General features: G+C 61.1%; 17 protein-coding genes. 9 read left to right on the top strand and 8 right to left on the bottom strand.

All coding sequences use genetic code 11. The annotated features are described in order from the left end of the window. The first annotated feature begins 106 nt into the window (after nucleotides 1–106). Nucleotides 107–2,140 (top strand): methionine--tRNA ligase, encoded by a 2,034-nt coding sequence (metG, locus tag B5T_RS14610; protein WP_014995292.1) that lies wholly within the window; start codon nucleotides 107–109, stop codon nucleotides 2,138–2,140. A 75-nt stretch (nucleotides 2,141–2,215) separates the two neighbouring features. Here metG and B5T_RS14615 read toward each other — a convergent pair whose 3' ends face one another. Then, nucleotides 2,216–2,671, bottom strand: a complete 456-nt coding sequence (locus tag B5T_RS14615) for a Spy/CpxP family protein refolding chaperone (protein WP_014995293.1) — start codon at nucleotides 2,669–2,671, stop codon at nucleotides 2,216–2,218. A 500-nt stretch (nucleotides 2,672–3,171) separates the two neighbouring features. On the opposite strand from B5T_RS14615, the gene rsxA reads away from it, so the two are divergent. The 7 genes from rsxA to B5T_RS14650 all read left to right on the top strand — a co-directional run bounded on the left by rsxA (nucleotide 3,172) and on the right by B5T_RS14650 (nucleotide 9,967). Then, complete coding sequence (rsxA, locus tag B5T_RS14620; RefSeq protein WP_014995294.1) at nucleotides 3,172–3,756, top strand: electron transport complex subunit RsxA; 585 nt, start codon at nucleotides 3,172–3,174, stop codon at nucleotides 3,754–3,756. A 43-nt stretch (nucleotides 3,757–3,799) separates the two neighbouring features. Next, on the top strand, nucleotides 3,800–4,384 hold the full coding sequence (gene rsxB, locus B5T_RS14625; RefSeq protein WP_014995295.1) for an electron transport complex subunit RsxB: 585 nt from the start codon (nucleotides 3,800–3,802) through the stop codon (nucleotides 4,382–4,384). Further along, on the top strand, nucleotides 4,384–6,855 hold the full coding sequence (rsxC, locus tag B5T_RS14630; protein WP_014995296.1) for an electron transport complex subunit RsxC: 2,472 nt from the start codon (nucleotides 4,384–4,386) through the stop codon (nucleotides 6,853–6,855). The genes rsxB and rsxC overlap by 1 nt, the downstream gene beginning before the upstream one ends. 31 nt (nucleotides 6,856–6,886) lie before the next feature. After that, a complete protein-coding gene (gene rsxD / locus B5T_RS14635; RefSeq protein ID WP_014995297.1) occupies nucleotides 6,887–7,912 on the top strand; it encodes an electron transport complex subunit RsxD in 1,026 nt (341 codons plus the stop codon). After that, the gene (rsxG, locus tag B5T_RS14640) at nucleotides 7,909–8,556 is read left to right on the top strand and encodes an electron transport complex subunit RsxG (RefSeq protein WP_014995298.1); all 648 of its coding nucleotides are present in this window, start codon (nucleotides 7,909–7,911) and stop codon (nucleotides 8,554–8,556) included. The genes rsxD and rsxG overlap by 4 nt, the downstream gene beginning before the upstream one ends. Further along, nucleotides 8,549–9,262, top strand: a complete 714-nt coding sequence (locus B5T_RS14645) for an electron transport complex subunit E (protein ID WP_014995299.1) — start codon at nucleotides 8,549–8,551, stop codon at nucleotides 9,260–9,262. The genes rsxG and B5T_RS14645 overlap by 8 nt, the downstream gene beginning before the upstream one ends. A 174-nt stretch (nucleotides 9,263–9,436) precedes the next feature. Next, on the top strand, nucleotides 9,437–9,967 hold the full coding sequence (locus B5T_RS14650; RefSeq protein WP_014995300.1) for a glycine zipper 2TM domain-containing protein: 531 nt from the start codon (nucleotides 9,437–9,439) through the stop codon (nucleotides 9,965–9,967). A 246-nt stretch (nucleotides 9,968–10,213) separates the two neighbouring features. Here the strand turns inward: B5T_RS14650 and gltS are convergent, their stop codons facing one another. Next, on the bottom strand, nucleotides 10,214–11,389 hold the full coding sequence (gene gltS, locus B5T_RS14655; protein WP_014995301.1) for a sodium/glutamate symporter: 1,176 nt from the start codon (nucleotides 11,387–11,389) through the stop codon (nucleotides 10,214–10,216). A gap of 135 nt (nucleotides 11,390–11,524) precedes the next feature. Here gltS and nth point away from each other — a divergent pair, with 135 nt between their 5' ends. Next, nucleotides 11,525–12,163, top strand: coding sequence for an endonuclease III (gene nth / locus B5T_RS14660; RefSeq protein WP_014995302.1), 639 nt, complete (start codon nucleotides 11,525–11,527; stop codon nucleotides 12,161–12,163). A gap of 248 nt (nucleotides 12,164–12,411) precedes the next feature. Here nth and B5T_RS14665 read toward each other — a convergent pair whose 3' ends face one another. The 6 genes from B5T_RS14665 to rpsA form a co-directional block, all read right to left on the bottom strand. Next, nucleotides 12,412–12,726 carry a ComEA family DNA-binding protein gene (locus B5T_RS14665; protein WP_014995303.1) on the bottom strand — a complete coding sequence of 105 codons (315 nt, stop codon included), beginning with the start codon at nucleotides 12,724–12,726 and terminating at the stop codon, nucleotides 12,412–12,414. Nucleotides 12,727–12,820: 94 nt separating this feature from the next. Next, nucleotides 12,821–13,516: an orotidine-5'-phosphate decarboxylase gene (gene pyrF, locus B5T_RS14670; RefSeq protein WP_014995304.1), complete on the bottom strand. Its 696-nt coding sequence runs from the start codon at nucleotides 13,514–13,516 to the stop codon at nucleotides 12,821–12,823. After that, nucleotides 13,513–14,691 (bottom strand): lipopolysaccharide assembly protein LapB, encoded by a 1,179-nt coding sequence (gene lapB / locus B5T_RS14675; RefSeq protein ID WP_014995305.1) that lies wholly within the window; start codon nucleotides 14,689–14,691, stop codon nucleotides 13,513–13,515. Before lapB ends, pyrF begins: the two co-directional genes overlap by 4 nt. Next, nucleotides 14,688–14,927 (bottom strand): lipopolysaccharide assembly protein LapA domain-containing protein, encoded by a 240-nt coding sequence (locus B5T_RS14680; protein WP_014995306.1) that lies wholly within the window; start codon nucleotides 14,925–14,927, stop codon nucleotides 14,688–14,690. The genes lapB and B5T_RS14680 overlap by 4 nt, the downstream gene beginning before the upstream one ends. Nucleotides 14,928–14,954: 27 nt before the next feature. Next, entirely contained in the window at nucleotides 14,955–15,341 is a 387-nt protein-coding gene (ihfB, locus tag B5T_RS14685) for an integration host factor subunit beta (protein ID WP_014995307.1), read from the bottom strand. Between the two features lie 68 nt (nucleotides 15,342–15,409). Next, the gene (gene rpsA, locus B5T_RS14690) at nucleotides 15,410–17,089 is read right to left on the bottom strand and encodes a 30S ribosomal protein S1 (RefSeq protein WP_014995308.1); all 1,680 of its coding nucleotides are present in this window, start codon (nucleotides 17,087–17,089) and stop codon (nucleotides 15,410–15,412) included. Between the last annotated feature and the right edge of the window lie 80 nt (nucleotides 17,090–17,169).

Genomic DNA, 17,169 nt, shown 5'->3' on the forward strand with positions numbered 1-17,169 from the left:
CCCCCAAACCCGTTTTGTATCCGCCGGCGCGGCCGAATCAGGCGTGAAAATAACCGCCATGGCCAGTATCATAGCCGGTCCGATTCCGTCCACGATGTAGTCTTCCATGAGCGACCAAACCCGTAAGATCCTGGTTACCAGCGCCCTGCCCTACGCCAATGGCCCGATTCACCTGGGTCATCTGCTGGAATACATTCAGACCGATATCTGGGCGCGCTTCCAGAAACTGCGTGGCGTCAATTGCCTTTATGTCTGCGCCGACGACGCTCACGGCACCGCCATCATGCTCAAGGCGCAGGAAAACGGCATCACGCCGGAGCAGCAGATCGCCCAGGTGAAAGCCGATCACGAACGGGATTTCGCCGACTTCCTGATCCGCTTCGATAATTACTACAGCACCCACAGCCCGGAGAACAAGGCGCTCTCCGAAATGGTGTTCCAGCGTAACAAGGACGCCGGCTACATCGTCGAGAAGACCATCACCCAGCTCTACGACCCGGAAAAGGGCATGTTCCTGGCCGACCGCTTCGTCCGCGGCACCTGCCCGAAATGCAAATCCCCGGATCAGTACGGCGACAACTGCGAGGTGTGCGGCGCCACCTACTCGCCAGCGGAGCTGATCGAGCCCTATTCCGCCATCAGCGGCGCCACTCCGGTGGAAAAAGACGTCACTCAGTTATTCTTCGACCTGCCCCAGTTCGAACAGTTGCTGCGCGAATGGACCCGCTCCGGCTCCCTCCAGGAAGGGGTGGCCAACAAGCTTCAGGAATGGATGGAAGACCTGCAGCCCTGGGACATCTCCCGGGAGGCCCCCTATTTCGGCTTCGAAATTCCCGGCTATCCGGGCAAGTTCTTCTATGTCTGGCTGGACGCCCCGATCGGTTACATGGCCAGCTTCCAGAACCTTTGCCAACGTGAAGGGCTGGATTTCGATGAGTACTGGCAACCGGACTCCAAGACCGAGCTGTATCATTTCATCGGCAAGGACATCATCAACTTCCACGGCCTGTTCTGGCCGGCGATGCTGGACGGCGCCGGGCTGCGCAAACCCACCGCCATTTTCAGTCATGGCTTCGTCACCGTGAACGGCGCCAAGATGTCCAAGTCCCGCGGCACCTTCATCAAGGCACGCACCTATCTGGAGCATCTGAACCCGGAGTACCTGCGCTATTACTTCGCCGCCAAACTCAACAACCGGGTGGACGACTTCGATCTCAACCTGGCCGACTTCGCCCAGCGCGTAAACACCGACCTGGTCGGCAAGGTGGTGAACATCGCCAGCCGCACCGGTAACTTCGTCAAGAAATTCGGCGGTACTCTGAGTGCCCAGATGGATAATCCATTACTGGTGCGAGAAGCCCAGGAAGCGGCCCCTCGCATCGCCGAATTCTATGAACAACGTGAGTTCGGCAAGGCCATGCGCGAGATCATGGCGCTGGCCGATCACGCCAACGGCTACATCGCCGACAAGGCCCCCTGGACCCTGGCCAAGGAAGAGGGTCGGGAACAGGAAGTGCTGGCTGTGTGTACCACTGCCCTGAACGTGTTCCGTCTGCTGACGCTGTATCTGAAACCGGTATTGCCGGGTCTGGCGGAACGGGCGGAGCAATTCCTGGCGGTCGAACCGATGACCTGGGCGGATGCCGACAAGCTGCTGCTGGAGCACCCGATCAACAAGTTCACTCCGTTGATGGCGCGGGTGGATATGGCTCATATCGAAGCCATGCTGGAAGCGTCCAAGGATTCCACGCCGGCGGCGGCAACGAAAAAGGAAGACGACAGAGCGGCCAGGGCGGCGGAGCAAAGTGATGGTCACATTGATATCAGTGATTTCAGCAAAGTGCAGCTGCGCGTCGCCAGGGTGATCGAAGCGTCCCACGTGGAAGGCGCCGATAAACTGTTGTGTCTGCGGCTGGACGTCGGCGCACTCGGCGAGCGCACCGTATTTTCCGGTATCAAAGCCAAATACAGCCCGGAACAATTGGACGGCCGGTTGCTGGTACTGGTAGCCAATCTGGCGCCACGCAAGATGAAATTCGGTGTTTCCGAAGGCATGATTCTGGCCGCCGGCCCCGGTGGCGAGGATATCTTCCTGCTGTCCCCGGACAGCGGCGCCGAACCCGGCATGGAAGTGGGCTGAACAAAACGGCCATGGACGGTGGCCACAAAAAAAGCGGGCCTTTGGCCCGCTTTTTTTTGCCAGACAACCTCGCGTTTAGCGTTGTTGCTGCTGTTGTTGCTGCATCTGCTGCATACGTTGTTGCATCTGACGCTGCTGTTCCTCCATTTTCTTCTGCAGCTCGGCGCGTTGCTCTTCGGTCATCACCGATTCCACCTGAGCTTGCAGCAGTACTGTTTTACCGGTGATCTCGCCCATCACTTCGCCCAGTTTCTTCGCCGTGCGAGTAATATTGCGCTCGCTGTAACCGGGCTTCACTTCGCCTTGCAGCTTTTCCTGAAGGCTGCGAGCTTCCGCCTGGAGCTTGCGGACCTCGGCATCGGTGGACTGAATCAGACCACGGATTTCCTTCTGCTGATCGTCGGTCAGATTGACCAGACTGGCCAGCTGCGCCACTTCATCCGGCTGCCCAGCCTGCTGCGCCTGAGCAGCCAGCGGCAAGCTCAGAGTCAAAGCCGTCAGGGCCACGCCGAGCAATCGAAAAAGTTTCATAACATCTCCATTGAAATTCATCTTCAGGTCCGATACGCCGTGTACCCTATCTCATTCCCCCGGGAAAAACGCGGTGCGGTATGGAAAACACGACACTTTTTACGCTTGTTCAACATCAGCGGGCCGTCGCCGGGACAACCGCTTATTCATGACTCGCGCGCCCCATTACCCTGCATGAGAAGGCGGGTTAATGTCCAGCCCAGCCGCCACAAAACGGTCCGCCGGTCCCGGTCGAGCCGGCCATGGCCAGCCCCGGTAACCAGGATATCGGTCGCCTACCGGAGAACGGAACGGCACTTGACTCACAACAAGCCTCCAAAAGGAAAATAGCCGCATAATCCAGCCGAAGAGGCGATGTCTTATAACGAAACCGCCGGGTAGGGCAAACAAAACCGTCTTGTTCGGCATATTTCCCTGTCCCATACTATGCCGCCTTCGTAAACTGGTGAGAAAACAGGCCTGCGACGCCTTGGCGTCGAGCGGCCGGACGGGCTTCTGTAATGACCGACTACCTGCTCATTCTTGTCAGCGCAGTGCTGGTGAATAACTTCGTGCTGGTCCAGTTCCTGGGCCTGTGCCCGTTCATGGGTGTCTCCAATAAAGTGGAGACCGCCATCGGCATGTCCCTGGCCACCACGTTCGTGTTGACGCTGTCGTCGGTGCTCGCCTACCTCACCTGGGCCTATATCCTCCAGCCGCTGTCGCTGGAATACCTGCGTACCATCAGCTTTATCCTGGTGATCGCGGTGGCGGTGCAATTCACCGAGATGTTCGTCAAGAAGGCCAGCCCGCTGCTGTATCGGGTGCTGGGCGTGTTCCTGCCGCTGATCACCTCCAACTGCGCGGTGCTTGGCGTGGCGCTGCTGAACGTGCGCCAGGAAGACGCCACCTTCATGACCTCGCTGACCTATGGGTTCGGCGCCGCCCTCGGTTTTTCCCTGGTGCTGATACTGTTCGCCGCCATGCGCGAGCGAATCGCCGCCGCCGACGTGCCGGAAGCGTTTCGCGGCCCCAGTATCGGCCTGATCACCGCCGGTCTGATGTCACTGGCGTTCATGGGGTTTTCCGGGCTGGTGAAGTTATGAAGGGACTGGACGCCAAGCGCCCGGCTCGTCCGGAGGCGCGATCATGACCACGATCCTGATTGCCATCGCCGCACTGCTGGCACTGGCCGCCGTATTCGGCGCCGCGCTGGGCTTCGCCTCGGAGAAGTTCAAGGTCGAGGGTGATCCCATTGTCGATCAGATCGACGCCCTGCTGCCGCAAACCCAATGCGGCCAATGCGGCCATCCCGGCTGCCGTCCCTATGCCGAAGCCATCGCCAACGGCGAGGAACACAACCGCTGCCCGCCCGGCGGCGAGGTCACGGTGGAAGCGCTGGCCGAACTGCTCGGACGCGAGGTGCTGCCGCTGGACGACGATGGCAGCGAGGATGCCACGGTGAAGAAAGTGGCCTATATCCGCGAGGACGAGTGCATCGGCTGCACCAAGTGCATCCAGGCCTGTCCGGTGGACGCCATCGTCGGCGCCGCCAAGCTGATGCACACAGTGATCGTCGATGAGTGCACCGGCTGCGATCTGTGCGTGGAGCCCTGCCCGGTGGACTGCATCGACATGGTGCCGGTGGCCCCAACCCTCGGAACCTGGACCTGGCAGCGGCCGGCCGGCGCCGGCCAAAGCCCCGAACAACGCATCGACGTGGTGAATCTGTGATGTTGGCGAAACTGTTCCGGGGCGGCAGCCGCGAGATTTTCGACTTCCCCGGCGGCATTCACCCGCCAGAGCACAAGAGTGAGTCCAACACCACACCGATCCTCCCCGGCCCGCTTCCTGCGCAGCTGATATTGCCGTTGAACATGCATATCGGCGCCCCCGCCCGGCCCCTGGTCCAGGTCGGTGACAAGGTGCTCAAGGGGCAGCACTTGGCCGAAGGCAACGGCACCGTCAGCGCTCCGCTCCATGCGCCGACTTCCGGCACCGTCGTTGCCATCGGCCCGCGCCCGATCCAGCACCCTTCCGGCATGGACGCCCAATGTCTGGTGCTGGAACCGGACGGCGAGGATCGCTGGGGAGATCGGGCATCGCTGGATGACCCTTTCGCACTGAGCCCCGGTGAATTGCTGGAACGTATCGCCGAGGCCGGCATCGTTGGCCTTGGCGGCGCCGGTTTTCCCACCTCGGTGAAGGTGTCACTGGGTGATCATCAGCGCGTGCGCGAACTGATCATCAACGGGGTGGAGTGCGAGCCTTTCATTACCGCCGACGACCGTCTGATGCGTGAAAGAGCGGCGGACATCGTTCAGGGCATCCAGGTGCTGCAGTACCTGCTGAACCCGGAACGGACCCTGCTCGGCATCGAGGACAATAAACCGGAGGCCGCCGCCGCTCTGCGGGCTGCCGCCGTCGGCGCCGATATCGACGTCCGCGTGGTACCCACCAAGTACCCCTCCGGCGGCGAAAAACAGCTGATTCAGTTACTCACCGGCAAGGAAGTCGGCAGCGGCGGTCTGCCGATCCAGGTCGGCGTGGTGTGCCAGAACGTGGGCACCGCCTACGCTCTGAAGCGAGCCCTGTTTGACGGCGAGCCGCTGATCAGCCGTATCACCACGGTGACCGGGGACGCGGTGGCGCGGCCGGGTAACTATGAGATTCTGCTCGGCACCCCGGTGGCGGCATTGCTGCAACACGCCGGTGTCGACAAGACCCGACTGCAACGGCTGGTACTGGGCGGCCCGATGATGGGCTTCACCCTGCACAATCCGGCGATCCCACTGGTGAAAACCAGCAATTGCCTGATCGCCGCATCCACTGATCTGCTGCCGGAACCGGAGCCTGAACAGGCCTGTATCCGCTGCGGCGCCTGCGCCAATGCCTGCCCCGCCAGTCTGTTACCCCAACAGCTGTACTGGTACGCCAAGAACGACGATCTGGAGCGGGCTCAACAGCAGAATCTGATGGACTGCATCGAGTGCGGCGCCTGCGCCTATGTCTGCCCCAGCCATATTCCGCTGGTGCAGTATTACCGCTACGCCAAGGGTGAGATCCGTACCCAGGCGGCGGAGCGGGCCAAGGCGGACCGGGCCCGTGAGCGGTTCGAGGCCCGGCAGGCACGGGTGGAAAAGGAGCAGGCGGAGAAAGAGGCACGCCGCCGCGCGCGCCAGCAGGCCAACCGCGCCCCCGCGCCCGCCGGAGACAACGCCGCCGCCCTCAAGCAAGCCTCTCTGGACGCCTCCAAGGCCGAGGCGGACCTCAAGAAACAGGTCGCCGACGCCTCCGCCGCTTACAAGAACGCCCTGCGCGAGGCCAAGGCCGCGCTGGCGGAAGAGCGGGAGGATGCCGCCGCACTGCAAAGCCGGGCGGATACCCTGAAAGCAGAGGCGGACCGGCTCAAGGCCGCCCTGCGTGATGCTCGCGCCGGGAAGCCCGCAGAAGCCCCCACGGCCGCCCCGGATCCGGTGGAGGCACTGAAAAAGGCCGTGGCCGAGGCCTCGTCCGCCTACAAGGCCGCGGTGAAAGCGACCAAGGAAGCGGAACAAAACGAAGCCGATGATGTGGCCCGGTTGCGCGCTGAAGCGGACCGCCTGAAAGCCAAGGCGGACGAACTCAAGCAACAATTGCGGGACGCCAAGACCGCGGCGCCCGCCACGCCAAAAACAGCGCCGCCGCCCCCGGCCGCCACAGCCGCGCCGACAACGACCGAACCGGCCAGTGTCGGCGGTCAGGAGCCAGAAGGCGACGAAGAAACGGCCAAACGGCAAAAACGCCTGAATGCCTTGAAGACCGCCTACAAGATGGCGCACAAGCAATACAAGGAAGCCCATTCCGCCCTTGACCGGGCCCGCCGCGACGGCGCGGTGGACCTGGCTACGATGGAAGCCCGGGTGGAAAAACTCAAGGCCAAAACCGATCATACCCGCGATGCCCTGGACGCCTTGATGGACGAAACCAAGGCGTCGCTGCTCGCCCATACCGGCAAGGACCTGAAAACCCTCAAGCTGGACGCCGCCCGCGCGGAAACGGCACTGCGGGACAAGAGCGACGAGTTGAAACACCTGCGCGATACCGCCGACGAAGACACCCTGAAACGGCTGACCTCGGAACTGGGCACCCTGGAACACGACGCTCATCTGGCGCGGCGGGCCCTGAAACAGGCCCTGGAAGAACACGGACTGGCGGAAGAATGAATCCTATCGGAACACCAGGAGCGCAACGCACATGGCGCTGATCAACGCCTCCTCGCCCCACGCGCGCGGCCCGGTCGACACCGGCATGGTGATGCGCCAGGTGATCTACGCCACCCTGCCCGGCCTGGCGATCCTGACGCTCTTGTTCGGCATCGGCACTTTGCTGAACGTGATCTGGGCGATACTGGTGGCGCTACTCTGTGAAGCGGCCATGCTGCGTGCACGCGGCCGCCCTGTCGCTTTGTACTTACGCGATGGCAGCGCCGTGGTCACCGCCGTGCTGCTGGCTCTGGCATTGCCCCCCACCGCGCCCTGGTGGCTGACGTTTATCGGCGTGGCGTTCGCCATTATCGTCGCCAAGCAGCTGTACGGTGGCCTGGGTATGAATCCGTTCAACCCGGCCATGATCGGCTACGTGCTGTTGCTGATCTCCTTCCCGGTGGCGATGACCAACTGGGTCGGCGGCGCTCCCTATCGCACCCCCGATGTTCTGGAAAGCGTGCTTCAGTTCCTCGGCCATGGCGCGCTTGACGGCCTTTCCGGAGCAACCCCTCTGGACACCTTTCGAACCTTCGCCGGCAACGCCGATGCGCTGGACCGTATGATTGTTCTGCATGGTCGCTGGGCCGGGCTGGGCTGGGAATGGGTCAATCTGGCGTTTCTGCTCGGCGGGGTATATCTGCTGTTCCGGCGCGTGATCGGCTGGCACATTCCGCTGGCCTTTCTCGCCGGCCTCGCGGTGCCGGCGCTGATCGCCTGGCAGATCGACCCGCTGCGTTATGCCGATCCGCTGTTTCATCTGTTTTCCGGTGGCACCATGCTGGGCGCCTTTTTCATCGCCACCGATCCGGTCAGTGCCGCCACCAGCTCACGCGGGCGTCTGATTTACGGCGCGCTGATCGGAATACTGATCTGGGTGATCCGCACCTTCGGCGGCTATCCGGACGCGGTGGCGTTCTCGGTGCTGCTGTTGAACCTGGCGGCGCCGTTCATTGACTACTACACCCGGCCACGCACCTATGGCCACGAACGCGCCAAGCGGGGAGCCGGCTCATGATTGGCCAGGCAATTACCCGCAACGCGGTGATTCTCGGTCTGTTCGCCATCGGCACCGCCGCCACTCTGGCACTGACCAACCAGGCCACCCGGCAGCGAGTGGAGTGCAACCGGCAAAGCGCCCTGGCGGACGCTCTGGCCCAGGTGATGCCGCCGGCCCGGCACGACAATCCGCTATTGGATGACAGCATTACCGTCACCGACCCTTTGTTGGGCCACGGCGAACATCAGCTCTACCGCGCCCGTCTTGGCGGCGAGGCCAGCGGCGCGGTACTGGAAGCGGTGGCGCCGGACGGCTACGGTGGTGATATCCGTTTGATCGTCGGTGTCGACCATGACGGCACCATACTCGGCGTGCGAGTGGTGCCACCGCATAATGAAACACCGGGCCTGGGCGATAATATCGAGATTCGCAAATCCGACTGGATTCTGGGATTCAATGGCGCGTCCCTGGAACAGCCATCCACTCCAGGTTGGGCAGTGAAGAAGGATGGCGGCCGGTTTGACAGTTTCACCGGTGCCACCATCACCCCCCGGGCGGTGGTAAGCGCCGTACATGGCGCCCTGCGTTACTATCAGGCACACGGAGATGAGGTGTTCAAGACGCCCGCCCAAGCGCAGACAACGGAGAGCTGTGATGGCTGACGTGGATTACGGCAAGATCACCCGCGATGGGTTGTGGAATAACAATCCGGCCACCGTGCAGATTCTCGGCCTGTGCCCGCTGTTGGCGGTAACCGGTTCGGTGGTCAATGCCCTTGGTCTGGGGCTGGCCACGCTGGTGGTACTGATGGGGTCCAACGCCGCCGTGTCGCTGATCCGTCACTACGTCACCGACGCTATACGGCTGCCCGCTTTCGTCATGATCATTGCCGCCATGGTGACGGTGATCGAGATGCTGATGCAGGCGTTCACCTTCGAGCTGTACCAGATTCTGGGGATTTTTATTCCCTTGATCGTGACCAATTGCACCGTGCTCGGACGCGCCGACGCTTTCGCCAGCAAGCACGCGCTGCTGCCGGCGGTGACCGACGGTTTCATGATGGGCCTGGGTTTTCTGATCGTGCTGGTGATTCTCGGCGCGCTGCGCGAAGTGGTCGGCGCCGGCACCCTGTTCGCCAATATGCAATTGCTGCTGGGCCCCTGGGCGGAACAGCTGCGCATCGAGATCATCCCCAACTACGGCGGTTTCCTGCTCGCGGTCCTGCCCCCCGGCGCCTTCCTGGGGCTGGGCCTGATCATCGCCGGCAAGAATGTTATCGACAAACGGATGAAAGCCGCCAAACAGCGCCGTGAAGCCCCTTCCTCCTCCGGCAGCCGCCGCGTCCGCACCACCGGTAAAGTCAGTTGATCGGAACCGGCGGGTCACGCCGGTTTCACCTGTCTTTCGCCTGAAAAGCCGCTCTGATAGCCAAAAATTTGGTGTGTCGCCAGTCGCGATTTTACTACTGTTATACAACGGGCTGGCCAAAATCCACGATAATAAGTCCATACAACGGCAAACTTTAATAACAGGAGACCCCCCATGAAGAGTGCAGCCCTTGTCGCTTTGACCGTCGTGGGTACCGTTGCCGTGGCCGGGATCGGATATGGCGCCTACCAGGCAATAGCCCCGAAACAGTCCGGCTATGCCGAGGTGACGAAGGTGGACCCCATCGTCAAGAAATGGCAGGAACCCCGCGAGGTCTGTCAGGACGTGGCGGTACAACGTCAGGCTCCGGTGAAGGATCAACATCGTATTACCGGTAGCGCCATTGGCGCCGTGGTCGGCGGCGTGATCGGCCATCAGTTCGGTGGCGGCAGCGGCAAGGACGCGGCCACCGCGGGTGGTGCCATTGTCGGCGGTATCGCCGGCAACCAGGCGCAAAAGAAAATGCAACAGAACAACACCACCACAACTACCGAGCGACGTTGTAACACGGTAATGGACAACAAGAGCTCCGTGGAGGGTTACCAGGTCACTTACGTGTTCGATGGTAAGGAAGACACCATCAAAATGGACAACAAACCGGGTGACCGGCTGCGTGTTGAAGACGGCCACGTCATCACCCAGTAAAGACGTTAAAACCGAAAAGCGCTCACAACCAAAAAGGCCGCTGGAAAGGATTCCAGCGGCCTTTTTGCAGTTGACAGTTGATAGTGGACAGTTGACAGCGAAAAAATAAAAACAGGAATATTGCAAACACCTGAGCGAACCCCATTCGCTAGCAAGCAAGCTTCCCACAGCGGCTAAAGATCAGGCTGTTTCGTCTTTTCTTTGTTTTTCGCTGTCAACTGTCCACTATCAACTGTCAACTGCTTTTCACCCTCCAAGTACAGAAACAAACCCCTGAATGATGGTGGCGTTGACGATATCAACGATGAAGCCACCCACCACCGGAATAATGATGAAGGCCAACGGCGAGGGACCGTGATGCTGCGTCACCGCCTGGATATTGGCCACCGCGGTGGGCGTGGCACCCATGGCGAAGCCGCAATGGCCCGCGCACAGCACCGCGGAATCGTAATTACGCCCCATCACTCTGAAGGTGATAAAGACAATGAAGCTGACCGCCAACGCCACCTGGACCAGCAGCATGGCCAGCATCGGCAGCGCCAGATCCACCAATTGCAATAACTGCAGACTCATCAGCGTGATGGCAAGAAACACGCTCAGCGAGGTATTGCCCACCATCTCGATGGTGGCGTCATTCACCGGCCACAGACGGCGCGCCAGGTTACCCAGCAGAATGCAGACAAACAGCACCCAGACGAAGGTCGGCAGACGCACCCAGTGCTGAGAGTAGTGTTCCGCCACGGAACCCACCACCACACCGATGGACAACAGCATGAGAATACGCACCACGCTGGCGGCGGCAATCGGGCGGGGCTTTTCCGCGCCATCGTATTCGCCGTCCTCGCGACCGGCGGGGACCTGCAACCGATAGCGCCGGATCAGCATCATTGCCAACGGCCCGCCCAGTAGCGCCCCGAATACCAGACCAAAGGTAGCGGATGCCGCGGCCAGTTCGCTGGCGCCACCAATACCAAAGTCGTTGCTGAACACTTCGCCCCAGGCGATACCCGTGCCATGACCGCCGGTCATGGTGATCGAGCCTCCCAGCAGGCCGTAAAACGGTGACAGCCCCAGCAGTTTGGCCATCAGGACACCGGCCACGTCCTGCAGAAACACCAGGATGATCACCAGAATCGCGAACACCACCATCGGCCAGCCGCCCTGGCGCAGCAAACGAAAATCCGCGGCCAGCCCCACCGCGCCGAAGAAAAACAGCATGGCGGGGCCTTTCAGCGCATCGTCGAAGGTCAGCGATACACCCGCCAGCTGCAGACCGGTGACCAGCAGCGTGGCGAGCAGCCCGCCCACCACCGGTTCCGGCATATTGAGGTCGGACAGGATACGGAATCGATGAACCAATAGCTGCCCCACGACCAGTACGATGAGGGCCACCATCAGGGTTTCCATGGCGGAAAACTGCATACTCACTCCCTTTTTCTTCGCCCTCTTACCGGGGGTCCGGGCAATCTGCTTTTGACGCGGGGATGTCCGGTTCGTTCCGACGTGGCGATAGCGCACTGATTCGCTATACTGCGGCGATCTGATTCAGGAGCAGGCATGAATCGCGAGAAACGCACGGAAATTTTCCGCCGTCTGCGGGCACAGCGTCCCCATCCCACCACGGAGCTGAACTACGACACCCCTTTCGAGTTACTGGTGGCGGTAGTGCTGTCCGCCCAGGCCACCGACGTCGGCGTCAACAAGGCCACCGATCGCTTGTTTCCGGTGGCCAATACGCCGGAAGCGATTCTGGCATTGGGCGTGGACGGTTTGAAGGAATATATCAAAACCATCGGGCTGTTTAATTCCAAGGCCAATAACGTCATCAAACTGTGCGAGCAGCTGCTCGCCTTTCATGGTGGCGAAGTGCCGCGTGATCGCGCCGCCCTGGAGGCGCTGCCCGGCGTCGGTCGCAAGACCGCCAACGTGGTGCTCAACACCGCTTTCGGTGAGCCCACCATCGCCGTGGACACGCATATTTTCCGGGTGTCCAATCGCACCCGCATCGCGCCGGGGAAAAACGTCAACGAGGTGGAACAGCGCCTGCTCCGGGTGGTCCCGGAGGAGTTCAAACGCGACTGTCACCACTGGCTGATTCTGCACGGGCGCTACACCTGCGTGGCTCGCAAGCCTAAGTGCGGTGAGTGCATTATCGCCGATCTTTGCGAGTTTCCGCGGAGTCAGCGGCCGACATAAGCAAGAATATCGCTTACACGCAACACGCCGGTACGCTAACACACCATTCGCCGCTAAAGCAGCTTCCCGCGGATCGAACTACGAAGCCTCTGTAGGAGCTTGCCCTGCAAGCGAAGTCTTGACCGCAGAACAATTCGCTTGCAGGGCAAGCTCCTACAGAGGCCTTGTCGCCGGCAGCAGGCTTGGGTTTAGCGTGCCGGCGTGTTGCATGTAAGCGAGCTGCCCCACGACTGTGGGACAGCATTACCTTACAACGTCAGCCGGTCGCGGATCGCCTGCAGGGTTTTCTCACCAATGCCCTTGATCGCCAGCAATTGCTCCACATCCTGAAACGGCCCTTCCTGTTCCCGCCAGGCAATGATCGCCTCGGCGGTTTTCGGACCGACGCCCTTGAGCAATTGCAGCTCCGCCGACGTGGCCTGATTCAGGTTGACGGTCTGTTCCACCACCGCCGAAGCCGTGGCGCTGTCCAGCGCCGGATCCTCCGCCGCCTGGGCGGTCTGGGTCCAGACCGCTGATCCCAGCAGCGCCGCCACCAAACACAATGCACGATAGAGTTTCATTCCCTTCTCCTTAAGGTTTGTTGTTGGAGAAGACACTCTAAACGGGACGCACGGAGCAGGCTGTCCGCCATTTCAGACAGTTTGCGTCAGTGTTTCAGGACAGACTCTGTAAGATTTCGTCCACCACCGCCGTCGGCTCCGCCGCCTGGGTGATTGGGCGGCCGATAACCATGTAGGACACGCCCTGCTCGCGAGCCTGGCGCGGGGTCATGATGCGGCGCTGATCGTCGCTGGCGCTGCCCTCGGGACGAATGCCCGGCGTCACCAGCAGGAAGTTCTCGCCACGGGCGCGACGCAGCATCGGCGCTTCCAGAGCGGAACAGACCACGCCATCCAGACCGCTATCCTCGGTCAACCGCGCCAGTGCCATCACCTGCTCCTCGGCGGCACGGGCGATGCCCACTTCGCGCAGATCGTCCCCGGTCTGGCTGGTCAATACCGTCACCGCGGTAAGCAAGGGCCGGCGGGCGGCGCCTTCCAGCGCTTCCCGGGCGGCGCTCATCATGCGCTTGCCACCACTGGCGTGCACATTGACCATCCACACCCCCAGTTCGGCGGCAGCGCGCACGGCGCCGGCCACGGTATTGGGGATGTCGTGATACTTGAGGTCCAGAAACACTTCAAAGCCCTGGTCCTGTAACGCTCTAACCACATCGGGACCGGCCCGGGTGAACAGCTCCTTGCCCACTTTTACCCGCACCCGGGCGGGATCCAGCCGCGCCGCCATGGCCAGGGCATCCTCGGCACGGGGGTAATCCAGAGCAACGATAATGGGACTGCTGGGGGTCACGATTTGGCGTCTCCTTCGGATCGCGGTTTGATGGTGCCCCAGCGGCGGCAACTCGGGCAGCGCCATTGCAGCAGTGGCGTGGTAAAGCCGCAACGACGGCATTGATAGATGGTGCGGTCGCTCATCAGCCTTTGCGTCAATTGCTTGAGCAACTCCAGCTGTTCACGGGCTTCGCTTTGATCAGCCACCTGCAGATTCATGTCGATCAGGCGATCCAGACCACGAACGGAAGGGTTGGCCTGCATGTACTCGGCGATGAATTTGGCCGCTTCGCGATCGCCATAGCGCTCCTTGAGCTGACCGGACAGCACCAGCACCCGGGCCGTGCTGGGGTGCTCGGCGCTGTAGTCGGCAAGCATGCGGATGAAGTCCTCTGCCTGCTCCAGTTGCTCATAGCATTGACGCAGATCGTCCAGGTATTCATCGAAGAAGTCGCGGTCCTGGTCCCAGATGCGGCGGAAGGCGGCGATGGCCGCTTCCCAGTTCTGTTCCCGCATTTCCAGGCGTCCCAGATCGACACTGGCGCGTACGCACTCCTTGTCGAAGCCCAGGGCGCGGCGCAATGTGCGACGGGCCGGCACCAGCTCGCTACGGGCCACCTGCCCTTCCGCCTCCTCGCAGCAATACTGGGCCAGAATCGGCGCGATCTTGGCGTCGCCCTTGATCAGCCGCTCGCCCATGGCGATGGCATTGGGCCAGTCTCGCTCCTGCTCGTAGAGCTTCATCAGTTGGCGCGTTACCTGCTCGCGCTGTTCGCAATCCTGGTCGAGCATTTCCAGCAGCACTTCCTCGGCGCGATCGAACAGCCCGCCGGCGAAATAATCCTCGGCCAGCTCAAGCTGGATCTGCTCCTGGGTGGGCCGTGGCAAATCGCCGCTTTCCAGCAGATGGGAATGGATCAGGGTGGCACGGTCGAACTCGCCTCTTTTGCGAAACAGGCGCGCCATGCTGAGGTGGGTTTCCAGTGTCTGGGGGCTGACTTCCAGACTGCTGAGCAGGGCTTCCACCGCCTTGTCCGGCTCCTCGTTGAGGAGGAAATTGAGCCCGGCCACGTATTCCTGGGAGAGCGACGCCATGCGCCGCCGTTGCCGCCGCTTGCCTTCACGCCGGCCCAGGAAGAATCCCATGGCGATGGCGAAGAAGAACAGCGGTATCAGCCATAGGGGTTCACTCATGAACGGCTTCCAAACAACCCACGCAGTCCTTTAAAGCCCAGCCCGATAAGCAGTCCCGCCAACAGGCCCACGGCAAGCAGACCCACGGCGAGCACGCCAAGGCTGACCTGCCAGCGCCATCCCTGGATCAACATATCCAGAGTCACCATTTGAGTGTTGGCGGTAACAAAGAAGAATGCGGCCAGGAAAATGGCCAGCAGTACCAGAATCAACAGAGCACGGTAGAGAGTTCGCATGTCGGTCAGGCCCCGGTGTCGTCGGTATCAGCCCCGGATGGCCTTGGCGCTGTGGCTGGCATGGTGGCGCCGCTCGCTCCGGTGCTCGTTATGGTCGCCCCCGTCATCGTCCTGCATGGCACGATTGACCCGTTCACGCAGGTCCTTGCCGCATTTGAAGTGGGGAACGTATTTGCCTTGCAACTCCACGCTGGCGCCGGTCTTCGGATTACGGCCCACGCGCGGTGCGCGGAAATGGAGGGAGAAGCTGCCGAAACCCCGAATCTCGATGCGTTCGCCTTCTACCATGGCGTCGGCCATGTAGTCGATCAGGGCTTTGATGGCGAGTTCCACGTCCTTGGTGGAGAGATCATTGCTGGTGTAAGTTCTGGCGATCCGAGCGATGAGTTTGGACTTGGTTAACGCAGATGCCATTACAACCTACTCCCCTGGGCTCCCTGCCCAGCGGGGCCGGCCTCGTGGCCGGCCCCCGGGAGGAGCCATTATGACTCGTTGCTGTTTTCCATTTGCTGCTTGATCAGGTCACCAATGGTCTTCGGAGCATTGGCATCCTGGCCTTGCAGGTTGTCCATGGCCTCGCGATCCTGAACCTGATCCTTGGCGCGCACGGACACATTGATGGAACGGTTCTTACGGTCGATGTTGGTGATTCGGCCTTCCACCTCGTCACCCACGTTGAGAACCTGGGAAGCGTCGTTAATGCGATCACGGCTGATCTCGCTGGCACGCAGGTAACCTTCCACGTTTTCAGCCAGCTCGACGGTGGCGCCTTTGGCGTCCACGGCCTTGACCGTACCCTTAACGATGCTGCCCTTCTCGTTTGCAGCAACATACTGAGCAAACGGATCGTCTGTCAACTGCTTGATTCCAAGGGAAATTCTTTCGCGCTCGGCATCGATGGACAGAACCACGGTTTCCAGCTCGTCACCCTTGTTGAAGTTGCGTACCGCGTCTTCGCCGGCTTCTTCCCAGGAAATGTCGGAAAGGTGCACCAGACCATCGATACCGCCTTCCAGGCCGATGAAGATGCCGAAGTCAGTGATGGACTTGATCTTGCCGGAGATGCGGTCGCCTTTCTGGTAGTTGGTGGCGAAGGCTTCCCACGGATTGGACAGGCACTGTTTGATGCCCAGGGAGATACGACGGCGATCTTCGTCGATATCCAGGATCATCACTTCCACTTCGTCGCCGATCTCTACCACTTTGGACGGGTGGATGTTCTTGTTGGTCCAGTCCATTTCGGAAACGTGAACCAGGCCTTCCACACCTTCCTCGATCTCGGCGAAGCAGCCGTAATCGGTGAGGTTGGTAACGCGCGCCTTGACGCGGGCACCTTCCGGGTACTTCTGCACGATGTCGTGCCACGGATCCTCGCCCAGCTGCTTGAGGCCCAGGGAGACACGCATTTTCTCGCGGTCGAACTTGAGTACCTTGACTTCGATTTCCTGACCCACTTCGACGATTTCGCTGGGATGCTTGATGCGCTTCCAGGCCATGTCGGTGATGTGCAGCAGGCCATCGATGCCGCCCAGATCCACGAACGCACCGTAGTCGGTCAGGTTCTTCACGATACCCTTGACCACCATGCCTTCCTGCAGAGATTCCAGCAGAGCTTCGCGCTCGGCGGAGTGTTCCGCTTCCATGACCGCGCGGCGGGAAACCACCACGTTGTTGCGCTTCGGATCCAGCTTGATGACTTTGAAGTCCAGATCCTTGCCTTCCAGGTGGGTGACATCGCGAACCGGGCGGATATCCACCAGGGAACCTGGCAGGAACGCGCGGATCGGACCGATATCCACGGTGAAGCCACCTTTGACCTTGCCGGAGATATGACCTTTGACGATCTCGTCTTTGTCGAAAGCCACTTCCAGTTCGCCCCAGACTTCGGCGCGCTTGGCTTTCTCACGGGACAGGCGGGTGAAGCCCATGCCATCGTCGATGGCGTCAACGGCAACTTCCACCTCATCGCCTTCGGCGATTTCCAGTTCACCGCTCTCGCTGATGAACTCGTCGCGGGAGATGATGCCTTCGGATTTCAGGCCGGCGTTGACCACCACCCAGTCGCTGTCGATGGCGACCACGGTGCCGCGGATGATGGAACCACGGGCAACGTCCAGGTCCTTGAGGCTTTCTTCAAAAAGTTCGGCAAAAGATTCAGTCATGAAAAAACGTCTCACGATACACGCGCCAGCCAGCAGACGCGGGTTATTGATAAAGCGACCACCACCCCAAGCTGGTTTAC

It is taken from the genome of Alloalcanivorax dieselolei B5 (genome assembly GCF_000300005.1).
GTDB lineage: Bacteria > Pseudomonadota > Gammaproteobacteria > Pseudomonadales > Alcanivoracaceae > Alloalcanivorax > Alloalcanivorax dieselolei.

Excerpts from the sequence above, each read along its gene's own strand:
- ihfB (WP_014995307.1), bottom strand. The coding sequence starts at position 15,341 with ATGGCATCTGCGTTAACCAAGTCCAAACTCATCGCTCGGATCGCCAGA.
- B5T_RS14645 (WP_014995299.1), top strand. The coding sequence starts at position 8,549 with ATGGCTGACGTGGATTACGGCAAGATCACCCGCGATGGGTTGTGGAAT.
- nth (WP_014995302.1), top strand. The coding sequence starts at position 11,525 with ATGAATCGCGAGAAACGCACGGAAATTTTCCGCCGTCTGCGGGCACAG.
- rsxG (WP_014995298.1), top strand. The coding sequence starts at position 7,909 with ATGATTGGCCAGGCAATTACCCGCAACGCGGTGATTCTCGGTCTGTTC.
- rpsA (WP_014995308.1), bottom strand. The coding sequence starts at position 17,089 with ATGACTGAATCTTTTGCCGAACTTTTTGAAGAAAGCCTCAAGGACCTG.
- B5T_RS14615 (WP_014995293.1), bottom strand. The coding sequence starts at position 2,671 with ATGAAACTTTTTCGATTGCTCGGCGTGGCCCTGACGGCTTTGACTCTG.
- metG (WP_014995292.1), top strand. The coding sequence starts at position 107 with ATGAGCGACCAAACCCGTAAGATCCTGGTTACCAGCGCCCTGCCCTAC.
- B5T_RS14650 (WP_014995300.1), top strand. The coding sequence starts at position 9,437 with ATGAAGAGTGCAGCCCTTGTCGCTTTGACCGTCGTGGGTACCGTTGCC.
- B5T_RS14665 (WP_014995303.1), bottom strand. The coding sequence starts at position 12,726 with ATGAAACTCTATCGTGCATTGTGTTTGGTGGCGGCGCTGCTGGGATCA.
- rsxD (WP_014995297.1), top strand. The coding sequence starts at position 6,887 with ATGGCGCTGATCAACGCCTCCTCGCCCCACGCGCGCGGCCCGGTCGAC.
- B5T_RS14680 (WP_014995306.1), bottom strand. The coding sequence starts at position 14,927 with ATGCGAACTCTCTACCGTGCTCTGTTGATTCTGGTACTGCTGGCCATT.
- rsxA (WP_014995294.1), top strand. The coding sequence starts at position 3,172 with ATGACCGACTACCTGCTCATTCTTGTCAGCGCAGTGCTGGTGAATAAC.
- gltS (WP_014995301.1), bottom strand. The coding sequence starts at position 11,389 with ATGCAGTTTTCCGCCATGGAAACCCTGATGGTGGCCCTCATCGTACTG.
- rsxB (WP_014995295.1), top strand. The coding sequence starts at position 3,800 with ATGACCACGATCCTGATTGCCATCGCCGCACTGCTGGCACTGGCCGCC.
- rsxC (WP_014995296.1), top strand. The coding sequence starts at position 4,384 with ATGTTGGCGAAACTGTTCCGGGGCGGCAGCCGCGAGATTTTCGACTTC.
- lapB (WP_014995305.1), bottom strand. The coding sequence starts at position 14,691 with ATGAGTGAACCCCTATGGCTGATACCGCTGTTCTTCTTCGCCATCGCC.